Annotated in this window: 15 protein-coding genes; 8 read left to right on the top strand and 7 right to left on the bottom strand. The window is 72.5% G+C overall.

Going from position 1 to position 15755, the window contains the following annotated elements; translation table 11 throughout:
- Positions 1 to 13 precede the first annotated feature (13 nt).
- Together BM085_RS25045 and BM085_RS25040 are read left to right on the top strand one after the other, a co-directional pair.
- On the top strand, positions 14 to 643 hold the full coding sequence (locus BM085_RS25045) for a TetR/AcrR family transcriptional regulator (RefSeq protein ID WP_177245255.1): 630 nt from the start codon (positions 14 to 16) through the stop codon (positions 641 to 643).
- A gap of 90 nt (positions 644 to 733) precedes the next feature.
- Positions 734 to 964, top strand: a complete 231-nt coding sequence (locus BM085_RS25040) for a DUF3107 domain-containing protein (protein ID WP_086569751.1) — start codon at positions 734 to 736, stop codon at positions 962 to 964.
- A 517-nt stretch (positions 965 to 1481) separates the two neighbouring features.
- On the opposite strand, the gene BM085_RS25035 is transcribed toward BM085_RS25040, so the two are convergent.
- The gene (locus BM085_RS25035; RefSeq protein WP_031166731.1) at positions 1482 to 2132 is read right to left on the bottom strand and encodes a ferritin-like fold-containing protein; all 651 of its coding nucleotides are present in this window, start codon (positions 2130 to 2132) and stop codon (positions 1482 to 1484) included.
- A gap of 369 nt (positions 2133 to 2501) precedes the next feature.
- Here BM085_RS25035 and BM085_RS25030 point away from each other — a divergent pair, with 369 nt between their 5' ends.
- The 3 genes from BM085_RS25030 to BM085_RS25020 all read left to right on the top strand — a co-directional run bounded on the left by BM085_RS25030 (position 2502) and on the right by BM085_RS25020 (position 6406).
- The gene (locus BM085_RS25030) at positions 2502 to 4394 is read left to right on the top strand and encodes a DEAD/DEAH box helicase (RefSeq protein WP_093889361.1); all 1893 of its coding nucleotides are present in this window, start codon (positions 2502 to 2504) and stop codon (positions 4392 to 4394) included.
- Positions 4395 to 4514: 120 nt separating this feature from the next.
- Positions 4515 to 5387, top strand: a complete 873-nt coding sequence (locus BM085_RS25025; protein ID WP_093889360.1) for an alpha/beta fold hydrolase — start codon at positions 4515 to 4517, stop codon at positions 5385 to 5387.
- 101 nt (positions 5388 to 5488) lie between these two features.
- Positions 5489 to 6406 carry an oxygenase MpaB family protein gene (locus tag BM085_RS25020; RefSeq protein ID WP_093889359.1) on the top strand — a complete coding sequence of 306 codons (918 nt, stop codon included), beginning with the start codon at positions 5489 to 5491 and terminating at the stop codon, positions 6404 to 6406.
- An 18-nt stretch (positions 6407 to 6424) separates the two neighbouring features.
- Here the strand turns inward: BM085_RS25020 and BM085_RS25015 are convergent, their stop codons facing one another.
- From BM085_RS25015 to BM085_RS25000, 4 genes are all read right to left on the bottom strand, one after another.
- Positions 6425 to 7306: a RecB family exonuclease gene (locus tag BM085_RS25015; RefSeq protein WP_093889358.1), complete on the bottom strand. Its 882-nt coding sequence runs from the start codon at positions 7304 to 7306 to the stop codon at positions 6425 to 6427.
- A gap of 6 nt (positions 7307 to 7312) precedes the next feature.
- Entirely contained in the window at positions 7313 to 8029 is a 717-nt protein-coding gene (locus tag BM085_RS25010) for an MBL fold metallo-hydrolase (protein WP_093889357.1), read from the bottom strand.
- 132 nt (positions 8030 to 8161) lie between these two features.
- On the bottom strand, positions 8162 to 8773 hold the full coding sequence (locus BM085_RS25005) for a MarC family protein (RefSeq protein ID WP_086569763.1): 612 nt from the start codon (positions 8771 to 8773) through the stop codon (positions 8162 to 8164).
- A 46-nt stretch (positions 8774 to 8819) separates the two neighbouring features.
- The gene (locus tag BM085_RS25000) at positions 8820 to 9461 is read right to left on the bottom strand and encodes a DUF6758 family protein (RefSeq protein WP_093889356.1); all 642 of its coding nucleotides are present in this window, start codon (positions 9459 to 9461) and stop codon (positions 8820 to 8822) included.
- An 89-nt stretch (positions 9462 to 9550) separates the two neighbouring features.
- On the opposite strand from BM085_RS25000, the gene BM085_RS24995 reads away from it, so the two are divergent.
- Positions 9551 to 9955 carry an NUDIX hydrolase gene (locus BM085_RS24995; protein ID WP_245789659.1) on the top strand — a complete coding sequence of 135 codons (405 nt, stop codon included), beginning with the start codon at positions 9551 to 9553 and terminating at the stop codon, positions 9953 to 9955.
- Here the strand turns inward: BM085_RS24995 and BM085_RS44615 are convergent.
- A complete protein-coding gene (locus BM085_RS44615; RefSeq protein WP_177245254.1) occupies positions 9918 to 13034 on the bottom strand; it encodes a hypothetical protein in 3117 nt (1038 codons plus the stop codon). The genes BM085_RS24995 and BM085_RS44615 overlap by 38 nt on opposite strands.
- 415 nt (positions 13035 to 13449) lie before the next feature.
- Here BM085_RS44615 and BM085_RS24985 point away from each other — a divergent pair, with 415 nt between their 5' ends.
- Both BM085_RS24985 and BM085_RS24980 read left to right on the top strand, forming a co-directional pair.
- Positions 13450 to 14127 (top strand): hypothetical protein, encoded by a 678-nt coding sequence (locus tag BM085_RS24985; RefSeq protein WP_093889353.1) that lies wholly within the window; start codon positions 13450 to 13452, stop codon positions 14125 to 14127.
- Entirely contained in the window at positions 14127 to 14687 is a 561-nt protein-coding gene (locus BM085_RS24980) for a DUF6529 family protein (RefSeq protein ID WP_093889352.1), read from the top strand. The genes BM085_RS24985 and BM085_RS24980 overlap by 1 nt, the downstream gene beginning before the upstream one ends.
- Here the strand turns inward: BM085_RS24980 and BM085_RS24975 are convergent.
- On the bottom strand, positions 14677 to 15618 hold the full coding sequence (locus tag BM085_RS24975; RefSeq protein ID WP_093889351.1) for an HpcH/HpaI aldolase/citrate lyase family protein: 942 nt from the start codon (positions 15616 to 15618) through the stop codon (positions 14677 to 14679). The genes BM085_RS24980 and BM085_RS24975 overlap by 11 nt on opposite strands.
- Between the last annotated feature and the right edge of the window lie 137 nt (positions 15619 to 15755).

Here is a 15755-nt window from a genome sequence, read left to right as displayed (position 1 = left end):
CAAGGAGAACCCCGTGACCGCTACCCCGGACGCCAAGCCCCGGGGCACCCGGCTGCCCCGGATGGCCCGTCGCCGCCAGCTGCTCAGCGCGGCGCAGGAGGTGTTCGTGGAGAACGGCTACCACGCGGCCGCGATGGACGACATCGCCGAGCGTGCCGGGGTCAGCAAACCGGTGCTCTACCAGCACTTCCCCGGCAAGCAGGAGCTCTACCTGGCCCTGCTCGACCTGCACGTGGACGACATGATCGCCCGCTGCCGCGACGCCCTCGCCTCCACCACGGACAACAAGCAGCGCGTCCAGGCCGCGATCGGCGCCTTCTTCGACTTCGTCTCCGGCCAGGGCGAGGCGTTCCGGCTGGTCTTCGAGTCCGACCTGCGCAACGTCGCCCCGGTCCGCCAGCGCATCGAGCGCAACCTCCGCGAGAGCGCCGAGATGATCAGCCAGGTCATCCGGGAGGACACCGGCTGCTCGAGCGACGAGGCCCGCCTGCTGGGCGTCGGCCTGGTCGGCATGGCCGAGGTCAGCGCCCGCTACTGGATCAGCAGCAACGGCTCCATCCCCAAGGACGCCGCCACCCAGCTCATCGCCCGGCTGTCCTGGCGCGGCATCTCAGGTTTCCCCCGTACGAACGCCGAGCACTGACGCATCTGTTCGCTTGACGCGATCAACCGGCGCGTCGGGCCGCCGTTGGGGCGACCATGGGACGAGCAACCCTCGTCGAAAGGGAGCACGATGGAAATCAAAATCGGCGTGCGTTCCGTGCACCGTGAGCTTGTAGTGGAGACCGACCTCTCGGCCGAGCAGGTCGAGGAGGAGCTCGGCAAGGCCCTGACCGCGGACCGGGGCATCTTCGGCATCAGCGACAGCAAGGGCCGCAGAGTCCTCGTCCCGATCTCCTCGCTCGGCTTCATCGAGATCGGCGAGGAGGAGGCCCGGCCCGTCGGTTTCGGCGGCACCCTCTAGAGATCTCAGGGCTCGCGCCAGGCCGTCGTCCCCCATCGGCCATGGCGCGGGTCCGGGGGGGACGGGGCACGGCGCCGGCTCAGTCCCCGCGACATCCCTCGCGTTCGCCCAGGGCGCAGCCGTGCGGACGGCGGGCCCGGCGGACGCGGTGCCGCTCCAGACTGATGGCCGGACAGTCCGCGCCGCCCCTGCGTAACACAGCGCGCGAAATCCAGCGGTTCGGCCCACATCTCGTCAAGGAACTGCCGTAGCGGCGCGAGGCCCTCATGTCTCGCACGGTACAACCGTTTGGCACCTTCACGCTGCTCGATCAGCAGACCCGCTCTCCCGGAGACCCGCACGCGCCGCCGTACGCCGGACCGGATCTCCGCCCGGCGGGGCTCCCGTCCGTGGAATCCGGCCCCCGGCCGGCCCCGCCGCGGAAGGCCCGGACGCCGGCCCAGGCGCGGAGCGAGGCAGCGACGAGCTCGGCGGCTCCGCTCACGCGCCACAGCCCCGCCACGGACACGGACACGCGCTACGGCCCCGGGGTCAGCCCCATCGCGGCCATCCGCCGGCCGTGCGCCTCGGTCAGCCGGGCGAACATCCGGGTGATGTCCTCACCCGCCGCCTCCACCAGCAGCTTCGCGAGTTCGGGCCGGGCCTCGGCCACGTGCCGCCCCTGGCTGAGCGCCTCCCCCACCATCCGCCTGGCCCACAGCGCCAGCCGTCCGCTCTGCGTGGGGTCCTCCTTGATGGCCGCGCCGACCCGCTCCACGGCGAACTGCGACCGCCCCTCGTCGACGAGCACCTCCTCCACGAGCCGCCGCGTCTCGGCGTCCACGTGGGCGGCGGCCTCGCGGTAGAAGTCGAGCGCGATCCCGGTGCCGGCGTAGGCCTTGACCAGAGCCTCCAGCCAGTCTCCCGGCGTGGTCTGGGCGTGCCAGTCGTCCAGCGGCCCGACGAACGGGGCCATCGCCTCCTCCGGGTCGATCCCGAGCGAGGCGAGGCGGTCGTGGAGCAGCCGGAAGTGGGCGTACTCGGTCGCGGCCAGGTCGCCCAGGGCGGCCCGGTCGGCCAGCGAGGGGGCGTGCCGCGTGGCGTCCTCGGCGAGCCGGAGGAACGCCGTCAGCTCGGCGTAGGCGAGGACGCCGAGCAGGTCGCCGACACCGGCAGGGGAATCACTCATGCAGGCAGCCTACGAGTTGACACGCCCAGCGATTCACCAGGAATACTAAGAAATCGGTTCCGCGTTGTGGTATCGAGTACACTGCTCTGAGAAAGTGCGACCGCACTGTGTCAATCCGGGAGATCTGCTCCCGGAAGCCCCCGAAGTCGGCGTCATGCCGCAGCGGTCGCTGATGACATTGAGAGGGCTGGCCCTTCCGCGAGGACCCGGCACGGGGAAATTTTTTCAGCCCGTGGTCCCGGCAGGACTGCCTTCACCGGAGAATTTAGGCAGGCCAAGCTGACGACGTTCCGAGACCTCGGAGTCACACCGGAGATCGCCGATGCCCTCGAGACCGAGGGCATCATCGCGCCGTTCCCCATCCAGGAGATGGCACTCCCCCTGGCCCTCAACGGCCAGGACATCATCGGCCAGGCGCGCACCGGCACCGGCAAGACCTACGCCTTCGGCGTGGCGATGCTGCAACGTGTCGGCAAGCCCCGGAAGAACCGCAAGAAGCCCCGCGGGCTGGTCGTCGTGCCGACCCGCGAGCTGGCCGTCCAGGTCACCGAAGACCTGGTGACGGCCGCCGGCAAGCTCGGCTCGCGGATTCTCACCGTTTACGGCGGGCGCGCCTACGAACCCCAGGTCGAAGCGCTCAAGCAGGGGGTCGACGTGATCGTCGGCACCCCCGGGCGCCTGCTCGACCTGGTCAAGCAGAAGCACCTCGACCTCGGCCAGATCGACGTGCTCGTCCTCGACGAGGCCGACCGCATGCTCGACCTGGGCTTTCTGCCCGACATCGAGCGCATCATCAAGCTCATCCCGGAGAAGCGGCAGACGATGCTGTTCTCCGCGACCCTGCCGGGCGAGATCGTCGCCCTGTCCCGGCGTTACCTCACCCGCCCCACCCACGTGCGGGCCGAGAACAACGACGCCGAGGCCGAGGCGACGCCGCAGACGACCCAGTTCGTCTGGCGCGCGCACCGGATGGACAAGATCGAGATCGTGGGCCGTCTGCTCCAGTGCGACGGGCGCGGACTCACGATGATCTTCTGTGAGACCAAGCGCGCCTGCGACATGGTCGTCGAGCAGCTCAAGGAGCGCGGCTTCGCCGCCGCGGCCGTTCACGGAGACCTGGGCCAGGGCCAGCGCGAGCAGGCTCTGCGGGCCTTCCGCAACGGCAAGATCGACGTGCTGGTCGCGACCGACGTCGCGGCGCGCGGCATCGACGTCGACGACGTCACGCACGTCGTCAACTACGACTGCCCGCAGGACGAGAAGGCCTACGTGCACCGGATCGGCCGCACCGGCCGGGCGGGCAAGACCGGCGTCGCGGTGACCTTCGTGGAGTGGGAGGACCTCACTCGCTGGAAGGTCATCAACAACGCGCTCTCGCTCGACTTCGCCGAGCCGGTCGAGACCTACTCGACCTCCCCGCACGTCTTCAGCGACCTGGGCATCCCCGAGGGCACCAAGGGCGTGCTGCCGCACGCCAACCGGTCCCGGGCGGGCCTGGCCGCCGAAGAGGTCGAGGACCTCGGCGAGACCGGCCGTGTCCGCTCCCGCGGTCCCCGCAGGGGACGCGAGGAGGAGCGGGACGAACGACGCGAGCGCCCCGCCCGCACTCCCCGGGAGCGCCGCCGCACCCGCGGCGGCCGTACGGGCGCGGACGCCGCGGAGCCGGTGGAGAACGTGCGGGAGGAGACGGTCGCCGAGGCGGCACCGGTCGAGGAGACCCGGCGTCGCCGCGCACGCACCGGCCGTGCCGCCGAGGAGACCCCGGTTCCGGTCACGGAGCAGGAGATCCAGAGCCCCGTCGTCGAGCTCACCGAGGTGGAGGTGGACGTGACGTCTCCTAAGGATGACAACCGTGACGACCAGCCCGCCGAGACCGCGCCCCGCCGGGGCCGGACCCGGAAGGCCGGGCTGAACCCGGAGGTGAGCCTCACCGAGGGCACCGGGGTTCAGGCGCGCAGGGAGCCCGTGGCGGAGCAGGCCGACAGGTCGCGCCGCAGGCGGGAGCCGGTGGCCGAGGTTCCGCAGTGGGAGGATGAGTCCGTGGACGGTCACTGGGACGACGAGCCCGTGGCGGAGGCGCCCGCGCCCCGGCCGCAGCCGGAGAAGATCATTCCGGCGAGCCCGTTCTCGGTGATCTTCCAGTCGCCCGACCTGGCGACGGACGACGACGAGATCGCCCCGTCGGCGGCCTCCGAGAGGGCGCAGAGCCGCCGGCGTCCGCCGAGCAGGGGCCAGCAGCGGGGCCCACGCCGTCCGAGCTAGCCGTACCAAAGAAAAAGGGGCGCGACCGCAGGGTGGCGCCCCTTTTCGCGTCCTGGGACGCACAGAGCCATGTCACAGACGCACAGAGCCATGTCACCAAGAGAGGTATCGTGGGGCCACGTGAGTACGCCGCGATTTCTGACCCTGCCTCCTGGCGTCCGATCCCGTCAGGTCGACACGACGGTGGGCGCCTTCGCCGTTCTGGAGGCCATGCCTGTCAGCGGCGTCCCCGAGCGCTGGCCCGCCCTGCTGGTCCCGGGCCTGACGGGCAGCAAGGAGGACTTCATCGCGGTCCTGCAGACGCTGGCCCAGTCGGGACGGCGGGTCATCGCGGTCGACATGCGCGGGCAGTTCGAGACGGGCGGCCCTGAGGATCCCCGCGCCTACACCTGCGCGGCGCTCGGCAACGACATCGACGTCCTGGCGCACACGATCGGCGGGGGCGAGCCCCTGCATCTGGTCGGGCACTCCTTCGGCGGCCTGGTCACCCGGGAGGCGGTCATCGACGGCCGCACCAAGTTCGCCTCCTACACGCTGATGAGTTCGGGCCCCGCCTCGATCGTCGGCGTGCGCGAGCGCGCGGGCCGGACCATGCTGGCGGAGCTGCCCGAGTTCGGCCTGGAACACATATGGCACACCCGGATGGAGCCGGAGTCCCTGGCCGCCGGGGTGCCGGACGAGATCATCGCGTTCCTGCGCAAGAGGCTGTTCGCCAACTCCCCGACCGGCATGACCACGATGACGGAGCAGGTGCTCTCCACGCCGGACCGGTGCGACGAGCTCACCCAGGTCGAGGTCCCCACCCTGGTCCTGTACGGCGAGCACGACGACGGCTGGCCGCCGATGGTGCAGTCCGAGATGGCCGACCGGCTGAACGCCGAGTGCGTGGTCGTTCCCGGCGCCGCCCACTCCCCCGCGGTGGAGGCCCCGGAGACGACGGCCGCCGCGCTCACCCGGTTCTGGAACGCGGCCGAGGCACGCCTGCTGGGCTGAGGCCTCCCGGCCCGGCCCGGAGGCGCCCGGACCAGCGCTTTCCCCGTTGCGCGCCCCCCTGTTGGACGCCCCGTCGAATGCCGTGTAATCATCTACTTACTATGGCGAGCATCGAAGACATCGTCGTCCAGCCCCCGCACACCGCGACCTGGCTGGTGCACATCGACCGCTCCATGTGGATCGGCGGGGTCCGGGGCCTCATGCTCCAGGCGCTGCATCCGCTCGCGATGCGCGGGGTCTGGCAGAACTCCAACTTCCAGGAGGACCCGTTCGGACGGCTCCGCCGTACGGCGGACTTCGTGGGCCGGGTCACGTTCGGCAGCCCGGCGGAGGCCGACGAGATCGGCCGCCGGGTCCGGGGGATCCACCGCCGGCTGCGCATCGACGACCCCGACACCGGCAGGACCCACCGCGTGGACGATCCCGAGCTGCTGCTCTGGGTGCACTGCGCCGAGGTCTCGTCCTACCTGTCCGTCGCCCGGCGGGCGGGCCTCGGCCTCACCGACCGCCAGGCCGACCGCTACCTGGCCGAGCAGCGCCGCAGCGCCACCTACGTGGGCCTGCACGCCGAGGACGTGCCCGGCTCGACGGCGGAGATGGACGACTACTTCGCCGGGATACGGCCCCGCCTGAAGGTGACCCCGGAGTCCGCCTCCACGGTGCGCTTCCTGCTGTGGCCGCGCCTGCCCGCCGAGCTCCGGATGCTCACCCCCGGCAAGCCCGCCTACTTCCCGTTCGGCGCGCTGTGCTACTACTCGCTGCCCGAATGGGCCAGGAAGCTGTACGGCGTGCTGCCCGACGTGCCCCGGAGCACCGTGAGCGCGGCGCTGAAGGCCTTCCGGCTGGGCATGAACTCGGTGCCCGAGACCGTGCACGACCGCGCGTTCATGCCCTCCACCCGCGACATGCTCACCGGGGCCCGGACGCGCCTGGACGCCGCGGGCTACGACCTGAGCAAGGGACTCAAGGGCCTGACCGACCCCCGCCGCTGGCCGGACGGGGTCGCGCAGGCCGCCTGAGCCCGCGGGTGCCCGGGGTCAGTCGGCCAGGCCGTCCCAGGGCAGGCGGTCACCCCCGGTCGCCTGCCCTTCCGGGCAGTGCCTGCGGAAGTCGCACCAGGAGCAGAGGGGGCCGGGCTTGGGCGGGAAGAGCGCGTCGATCTCCGGGGGGACACCGGGCGGTGTGCGGTCGGCGCCCCTGGTGCGTGCCGTACCCGACCAGTCCCGGTAGCGGTCCTCGGCGTCGGAGGCCTCGACCGCGATGTCCTCGGCCCGGCTCAGATGGCGGGCCAGGGACGCGTCGGTGTGCTCCCACTCGGCGATCGTGCCGGTCGGCAGGTGGTGGAGCTCGACCCGGTGACACGGGCGGTGCATCACCCTGGAGGAGGCGACGGCGTAGACGGCCAGCGCGAGCGAGGACCGGGCGTCGTCCGCGGTGAGGGGCCGGCGGCCGGTCTTGTAGTCGACCACGACCAGCTCGTCGCCACGCCGGTCGAGCCGGTCGACGCGGCCGGAGACGGCGATGACGGAGGTCTTGGCGGCCACGGTCCGCTCGACGCCGACCGGCTCGTCGGAGGGGTCGAGGCTCGCGACGTATCCGGCGGTCATCTCGCCGGCCCGGTCACGCCAGGCGGCCGACTGCTCGGCGTCGCGGAAGCCCTCGCTGATCCATCCGCGGGTGACCAGGACGGCCGCCGTCACCGGCGTCCGCCGGGCGTACGGCTCGCGCCACCAGGCGGCCAGGGCGTTGTGCACGCTGACGCCCACGCTGTTGTGCGCCCAGGGCGGGCCCTTCTGCGGCGAGGGCCGGTCCATGTAGGTGAACCGGTGCCGCCGGGGACATTCCAGCCAGGTGTTCAGCCGCGACGGCGTGCAGGAGTACAGCCGCCGCGGCATGCCCTCAAGGGGGAGCTGGTCCACGGAGGACTACTCGTCGAGGAGCTTCAGGTTGATCTTGGCCGCCCGCGTCCCGTCGCTCAGCGGGCCCTCGGTCTTCTCGATCACGTCGCCACGGGTCAGCGAGCCCGACAGCCACGCGTCGAACTGCGACTCCAGGGCGCCGATGGTGGTCTCCTCACCGTGCGCGGGCAGCACGCGGGTGCCGTGGCGCAGGGTGAACAGCCGGCCGCCGATGGCGGTGAGCTGGTCGGCCAGCGCGGGATACTCCCCGCCGATCCTGCCGGGCCCGTCGGCCTGCAGGGACTTGCCGGTGAAGACCGCTTCGAGGGCCTCGCAGTAGAGCGAGACGCCGCCCTGGGAGACGCCGGGGGTGGACAGGACCTCCAGCTCGACGTCCGCGACGCCGAACACGCCCTCGTCCTCCATGTCGATGTCCGGCCAGGTGTCCGGCCAGGTCAGCCGCCACAGCGGCCGGTCCTTGGGGTGGAGTGCCACCACGGCCTCGTCGCGCGCCGCCACCTCGATGGCCGCGCCCACGTGGTCGGGCAGGCCGTGGGTGCAGACGACGGCCAGCACCTCCCGCTCGCCGACCTTCTCCAGGATCTTCTCCGCGTCGCGCGCGGGGTCGATGACGATGACCTCCTCATCGTCACCCAGGATCCAGGTGTTGTTCTCGACCTTGTGCTCGGCGCCGTCGACATCGACGACGCCCTCGGTCACCACTCGTTCGATACGCGCTGTCACGCTTCTGAACTTTACTGCCTCGCTCCACCCTGCGGTTCGAGCACAGGTAACGGATAGTCTCCCCATTCACCCTATTCGCCCGTCTAATCACTGCCCAATGCCCGTTTCAGGCCAATAGCGGGTCGGACGGCGCTATCCCGTCGCGAGGAGGGTGCGGATCGCCGTGATGATGAGCTGCACGGCGAGGGCGGAGAGCAGCAGGCCCGAGACGCGGGTGACGAGCTCGACGCCGTTCTCCTTGATGACCCGCAGGATGGTCACCGAGAAGCGCATGAACACCCAGAGCAGGATGTGCACGGCCGCGATGGCCAGCGCCAGCGCCAGGATGCCGCCGTTCTTCTGGCCGGCCTGCTGGGCGAAGACGATCGTCGCGACGATGGCTCCCGGCCCGGCCAGCAGGGGGGTGCCGAGCGGGACCAGCGCGACGTTCACGTTGGACTTCATCGTGTCGGGGGGCGGCCCGGTCTCACCGGTGAGCAGTTGCAGGGCGACCAGCAGGAGCAGCAGGCCTCCGGCGATCTGCATGGCCGCCACCTCGACGTGCAGGTATCCCAGGATGGCCCGCCCGAAGACCGCGAAGAGCACGATGAGGCAGAACGCGACGATGGGCGCCTGCCAGGCGATCCGCGTGCGCTGCCGTTCCGTGCGGCCGCGGGTGTAGGCCAGGAAGAGCGGGATGATGCCGGGCGGGTCCATGATCACGAACATGGTGACGAATGCCTCGACGAAGAACTGGACGTCCAACGCGCACTCCCCTTGAGCCGTCGTGAGGGGAGTGGTCGGTGCCGGGTCAGGCGTCCTCGCCGCCCAGGCGCGGAGAGAACGCGCCGAAGGGCAGGTCGAGAGCCTGGTCCTGATCTCGGAGGTCACGCAGGGAGAGCTCGGCCAGGGTGATCAGGTAACCCGCCTCGGCCGGCCAGACGACCGTCCACAGCCAGTTGCCCAGTGCCTCACCGGCGTAGACCGCCCGGTCCGGGGCGGCCGCGACGCACCACAGCGCCGCCGGATGCCCCTTGATCTCGACCTTGGCGTGCGGCGGCCCCTCGTCGAACCCCGTGCCCGGATCGGTGCCCTCCAGACCGGCGAACCCCGCCCCCAGGCCCACCCCCGGCTCCTCGGCGATGATCAGCAGGTCGGCCGGGCCGGGGATGAGAGAGGGGCCGGAGAGCGCGATCACGGTGGCCCTGACGCCACTGCGCTCGTCACCCGCCTCGGCCAGCCCGGTGACCAGCCAGCCCTGCGGCAGGGGCCACGGCAGCCAGGCGGGGACGAGGGCGTTTCGGCTGATCGCCTCTACAGCGGCGGAGGAGGGGCGTCTCGGCGGCTGCAGTGGCAGGACGTCACCGTGCGGACCACATCGCCAGGCGCTTGACCAAGCGCTCGGCGGACGGAGCGGGCCGAAACACCGCGGGCATACAGGCGCGGCTCTCACGCCTACCCACGGTGCTTTGTCAGTGGCCCGTCCGTCAAGGGCGCACCGCGTTATCGGGCCGTAATCTTGTCAATGTGCGCGTAAATTGTGTGGGTGCGATCATCCATGACGGCTCCGGGCGGATGCTTCTCATCCGCCGCGGGCACCCGCCCGGCGCGGGCCTCTGGTCCGTCCCCGGCGGCCGGGTCGAGCCGGGCGAGCCGGACGCCGAGGCGGTGGTCCGCGAGGTGCTGGAGGAGACCGGCCTGACGGTCACCGCGGGCCGCCTCGCCGGCACCGCCGACCACTCCGGACCGGGCGGCCTCGTCTACGAGATCCGCGACTATCTGGCCGAGGTCTCCGGCGGCACGCTCGCCGCCGGGGACGACGCCGTGGACGCCCGGTGGTTCACCCACGAGGAGCTCGTACGGCTCCCGCTCGCCCCCGGCCTGCTGGAGGCCCTGGTCGAATGGGCGGTCATCGGGCCGCGGTCAGGGTGGAACGCCACAGCGTGAGGTGGTCGGCGTCGTAGGTGGTGGACCTGCCCAGGGCGACGACCTGGCCGCCGGCGACCGCCACCGCGCCGAGCCACTGGGCGCCGTCGCCGCCCAGACTGTCCTGGGTGGGGGTGTGGCGCTGCCAGTCCAGCCCGTCCTCGGAGGTCCAGGCCACGCTGTCGCCCTCGCCGGGCAGTCCCTGCCAGCCGACCGCCACCACGCCCTCCTCCGTCGCGGCCAGATCCTGTACGGCGGCCGCCTGGTCGGCGGGGAGCCAGGAGAACTCCCACGTCGTGCCGTTGTCCGCCGAGACCGCGCCGAAGGCCCGGAGGCCGTCCCCGGTCCGGGCGGTGCCGGCGGCGACGACGTGGCCGCCGTGCAGGACCACGTGCCGCAACCCCGCCGACGTCGCCCCGGGGGGCAGGACCGGCTTGCGCGCGGTCCAGTCGACCCCGTCCGCCGAGACCCAGACCACGCCGGTCTCGTGTTCCGCGTTACCGGCGCCGCCGACGGCCACATACCCGGAGGAGGTCGCCGAGACGTCGTGCAGCCGCACCCCGCCGCCGCCGGCGGGGAGCTTGCCCGCCCTGGTGTAGCGCTTCAGGTCGGGCGAGAACCACACGACCGGGACGGTCCCGGCCGGGCCGCGGTCCTCACCGGCCAGGACGTAGCCGGACGGCCCCGCGGCGACCGCGTGGGGGGCGAGGAAGTCGTGCTCGGCGGCCGGGGCGAGGGCGCCCAGGACGGGCACCCTGCGCCAGTTCGCGCCGTCGGCGGAGGTGACGAGCAGGGGCTCGGTGGAGGAGGCGTCGGTCATGGTGCTGCCCACGGCCAGCCAGCCTCGCCGGCTCTGCGCGACGTCGCTGAGCGCCTGCCGCCGCGAGCCGCCGAGGACCTGTACCGGGCCACCGGCCTGCCAGCTCTCACCGTCCGTGCTGGTCCAGATCCCCGCGTCGCCGGACGCGGCGCCCACGGCGACGAACTTCCCTCCCCCGGCGGCCACCCTGGCGGTCTCGCGGGCGGCCCTGGCGAGCCCGTCGATCCCGCTCAGGGGGACCGTCCGTGCCCGGCCCCCCTTGGGCGCGGTGATGAGGACCAGGCGGTTGTCCACGTCGGCGGCGCGTTCGTCGCCGCCCACGACGAGCGTGCCCTCGTCGGAGACGGCGAGCGCCCGCAGCGAACCGGGCATCCGGCCGAGGTCGGTGGACTTGTTCCAGTCATGGCCGTCCTTGCTGGTGTAGACGGCATAGCGTTCGAAACCGGACTCGATGATGGCGGCCACCCCGGTCGAGGAGGAGGCCAGGCGCTTGACGCCCGAGCCGTCGGGGGCCAGGCCGCCGATGGTGCCGCACCGGGTCCAGTCGGCGCCCTGGGGCGAGCAGTAGACCTCCACCTCGCCCTTGCCGCTGCTCCGCTGGGTGGGGACGAGCACGAACCCGTCGGCGGCCGCGGCCAGCGCGCCCGGCCCGGGGACGGCGGCCGCCCGCGACGCCTCGGTCCGCAGCCAGGTCCTGCCCCCGTCGGTCGAGCGCGCGATGACAGGGGTGGATCCGCCCGGGGCCGGATCGCCCAGCGCCACCACGGCGTCGCCCTTGGCGGCGACCGCCTTGAGACCCCGGGTCCCGTCCGGCAGGCCGTCCTTCCCGGTGGTCACCCGGTCCCAGCCCCGTTCGTCGGACAAGACCCACGCGACGGCTCCAGTGGTGCCGTCCGGGAGTACGGTCGTCCCCACCGCGACGAAGCCCGAGGAGGTCCTGGCCAGGTCCATGATCTTGTCCCCCGCCGCGAAGGCCTCCAGCACGCCGGGGTCCACCGCGTTCCAGCTGTGGCCGTCGGCGCTGGTCCACAGGCCGCGTCCGGCGCCGAGCAGGTCGTTCCCCGCGGCCAGCCAGCGGCCGTCGCCGCCCGCCACCAGCCCCACCGTGGCCGGTCCCGTGCCGTAGCCCATCGGCCCGGTCACCTTGCCGAGCCGCCAGGTGCCGCCCCCGTCCGGGGAGACCAGGAACAGCGGCCGGGGGACCGGGCTGGTGGTGTCGCTGCCGACGGCGACCATGACGGTGCCCACCGAGGCCACGGCGTTGAGCACCTGACTCGATCCGTCGCCGCCGACGCCGGGCGACGGCACGAAGTTCGCGTCCCCCGAGTGCGCCTCGTCGCCGACCAGTCGGAGTCCGGTGGTGAAGGGGCCGCTCACCCATCCCCACAGCACCAGGCCGCCGCCGACCGCGACGGTCAGGACCAGGACCATGAGGAAGGGGATCACTAGGCCACGGCCGCGCCTGCGCCTGGTCGGGCTGGAGCGGCGCATGGCTGAGGGCGCGGGGGCGGTGCGGTGGTGCCGCCCGCCGTTCGGCCCCCGCCTGCCCGGCGGGCCCTGGGCCACCAGCAGGTCCGGACGGGCCGGCCGGCCCTCCGGAGGGCGTCCCACCCGGCGCACCGGCTCGAAGTCGTCCTGAACCGGTACGGCGGGCCGGCCGGGCCCCGGTTCCGGTGTCGCGGGGATCTCACCGCCGGGGCCGTACGTCTCGTCGCGGGGCCCGTACGTCTCGTCGGGCCCGTACGTCTCACCTGGGGACTCGTGTGGCGGTCCGGAGGCGTCCGGAGGGGCGGGCCGGGTCTCGTCCCTGCGCTCGCGGGGTGGCCCGGAGGCGACCAGCAGGTCCGGCCGGGGGCGTTTGCCGGACTCTCGCGGCGGCCCGGAGGCGACCAGCAGGTCCGGTCGGTCCGCTGTCCGCCGACGGGGCGGGCGCCCTGGCAGGGGGTCCTCATGCCCGGCCCCGGCGGCGGAGGGCTGACCGGAGGCGGAGGGGTAGGGCTGGGTGTGGGGGCGGCGGCGCTCGCCGCCCAGGCCCTCGGGACAGGCCTGGAGGGGCTCGCTGTCGTCCGGGGTGGGCGAGGCGAACGGCGGGAGCATCCAGGGGGAGGCCAGCGGGAGGCCCCGAGGACTGTCGTCGGAGGGGCCGGGCGGGGAGTGCTGGATCGTCGGCGGGGACTCCTGGGGCTCCTGGGACCTGATCGGGGGCGTCTCGTCGTCGCGGAGGCCGCCGTCGTCCGCCGGCCACTCTCGCGAGCGCGGGTCGTGGGGGCCCGAGGCCACGCTCAGCACCTCCTGTAGGAAGCCCGTTTGCGTCCGGGGTCACCACCCCGGACCGTTCCAGCCGTCTCCGTGACACTCTGCCGCAACCCCCTACGGGAGCGGCAAATCGCACGCGACCCTACTACTACCCCGTTCCGTCGGAACGATCACCTGCCATCTGCCGGGTGATCGAGGCTTGGCCGTACACAGTCAAGAGCAACACGTCGAAGCCGCGATGACGAGACCTCTCTAGTCAGATTTATCGGGTCAGTGCCGGAATTATCACTGTTTGCCGCTGTAATTCCGAGATCGCGGTCCACAGGGTGGACACCCGGCTCCCGGATGACTTCCGTCCTTGTGCGGATTTGTTCACAGACGCCCGCGCCCGGCGGGCGTACACCTGACGGGAGGAAACCACCACCCCGGGGAGCAGACGATGAAACGGCTGGGGCCCGTCCACACACTGGCGGCCGGAGCGGCGACAGCGGTCGTACTCGGCGCGCTCAGCGTCATCACCACACCGGCGGCGCGGAACGTCGACGCGCGCGACGTCCCCGCCGAGGCGGTCGCGACCGCCTCGCGGACACCGGCCGCCCCGCGGGCGCGGGCCACCCCCGAGGCCACCGGGACCGCCGGGCCCACGCCCGCGAAGGCCGACTACGCCGGGCGGGTCAAGGGCAACGGCGGGCTCATCGCCATCTCCGTCCGCGACGGCAAGGCGATCGCCTACTTCTGCGACGGCAGGGTCGAGGCCTGGCTCCGGGGCAGGGCCGCCGACGGCAGGGTCGTCCTGTCCGGACCGGGCGGCGCCTCCGTCGTGGCCCGGCTCGGCCGGGGCCGGGCCGCCGGGGAGCTGGCGTTCGGCGGCAGGCGGTGGGACTTCGGCGCGCCCACCGTGAAGAAGCCCTCCGGGCTCTACCGGGCGAGCGCGGTCGTCCGCGGCGCGAAGGTACGGGCCGGCTGGATCTATCTGGACGACGGCAGCCGGGTCGGGCTGACCCTCGTCGACGGCGAGCCCGCCGACGTGGCGATCCCGGAGCCGGGCGGGAACGCGGCCGTCAACGGCCAGGTCGTCGAGCCCGAGGACGTCGACGAGTTCATTGGGGAGTTCTGATGACTGACACACAGGTCTCGCGGATCCCGGGGCGGCAGAACCTCGCCCCGCTGCTCGTGCCGCTCGCCGCGGGCGGCCTGATCGCCGTCGGGCTGGGCGTGTACGGCCGCGTCCACCTGCCCACCGGGTACGCGATCGGCCCGGCCGGCTTCTCCGGGCCGCTGGCCATGAAGGCCTGGCTCACGACCGGAGCGTTCGCGCTGGGAGTGGTCCAGCTTCTCTCGGCCCTGGTCATGTGGGGCCGGATCAAGCTGGCGGCGCCGTGGATCGGCACCCTGCACCGCTGGTCGGGCCGGGCGGCGTTCCTGCTGACGGTCCCGGTGGCGTTCCACTGCCTGTACGCGCTGGGCGCCCAGTTCGACGCGCCCCGGGTGATGATCCACTCGCTGCTGGGCTGCTTCTTCTACGGCGTGTTCACGGCGAAGATGCTGGCGCTGCCCAGGCGGGGGCTGCCCGGCTGGACCCTCCCGCTGTTGGGCGGGCTGGCGTTCACCGCCCTGACCGGGCTCTGGCTGACCTCCTCGCTGTGGTTCTTCACCACGATCGGGATCACGCTGTAGGCGGGGTGAAGGCGGTGGTGCGCCCGAGGCCCGCCGCCCTGCCCTTGGCCGCCACCACCAGCGCCATCTTCCTGGACGCCTCGTCGATCATCTCGTCGCCGAGCATGACCGCGCCGCGCTTCTCGACCGTCGTGTAGTACTCGTACGCGTCGAGGATCAGCTCGGCGCGGTCGTAGTCCTCCTGGGACGGCGAGAACACCTCGTTGGCGGCCTCGACCTGGGTGGGGTGGAGCACCCACTTGCCGTCGAAGCCGAGCGCCGCGGCCCGCCCGGCCACCCGGCGGTAGCCGTCCAGATCCTTGATCGCCAGGTAGGGGCCGTCGATGGCCTGCAAATCGTGGGTGCGGGCGGCCATCAGGATGCGCATCAGGATGTAGTGGTAGGCGTCGCCCTCGGTGTAGCCGGGCGGCTGCTCGCCGACCACCAGGGTCCGCATGTTGATCGAGGCCATGAAGTCGGCGGGACCGAAGACCAGCGTCTCCAGGCGCCTGGAGGAGCCGGCGATGGCGTCCACGTTGACCAGGCCCCGGGCGTTCTCGATCTGGGCCTCGATGCCGATCCCGCCCACCTTCAGGCCGTTGGCCTTCTCGATCTGGGTGAGCAGCGTGTCGAGCCAGACCACCTGGGTCGGGTCCTCCACCTTGGGCAGCATCAGGCAGTCGAGGAACTCCCCCGCGCCCTCCACCACCTCGATGACGTCCCGGTAGGTCCACTGCGTGCCCAGGTCGTTGACCCGCACGACCCGCGTCTTGCCGGACCAGTCGCCCTCGCGCAGGGCCGCCACGATGTTCTTGCGCGCCCCCTCCTTGGCGAGCGGCGCGACGGAGTCCTCCAGGTCGAGGAAGACCTCGTCGGCGGGCAGGCCCTGGGCCTTCTCCAGGAAGCGGGGGTTGCTGCCCGGCACCGCCAGGCACGAACGTCGCGAGCGCATGGGCACACGCTAGCGGCCGCCCCGTCCCTCATGACAGGCCGGGCTCCCGTGTCCGCGGCATCGCGCCCGTGGCCGGCCCGCCGCCGGCGGCAGCGGCGGCGTGAAAGCTCTCCGGCCGCTGATCCGGTGACCGCGTA

This window comes from Streptosporangium canum, assembly GCF_900113865.1.
Classification (GTDB): Bacteria; Actinomycetota; Actinomycetes; order Streptosporangiales; family Streptosporangiaceae; genus Streptosporangium; species Streptosporangium canum.
This window is presented reverse-complemented; position numbering and strand designations above follow the sequence as displayed.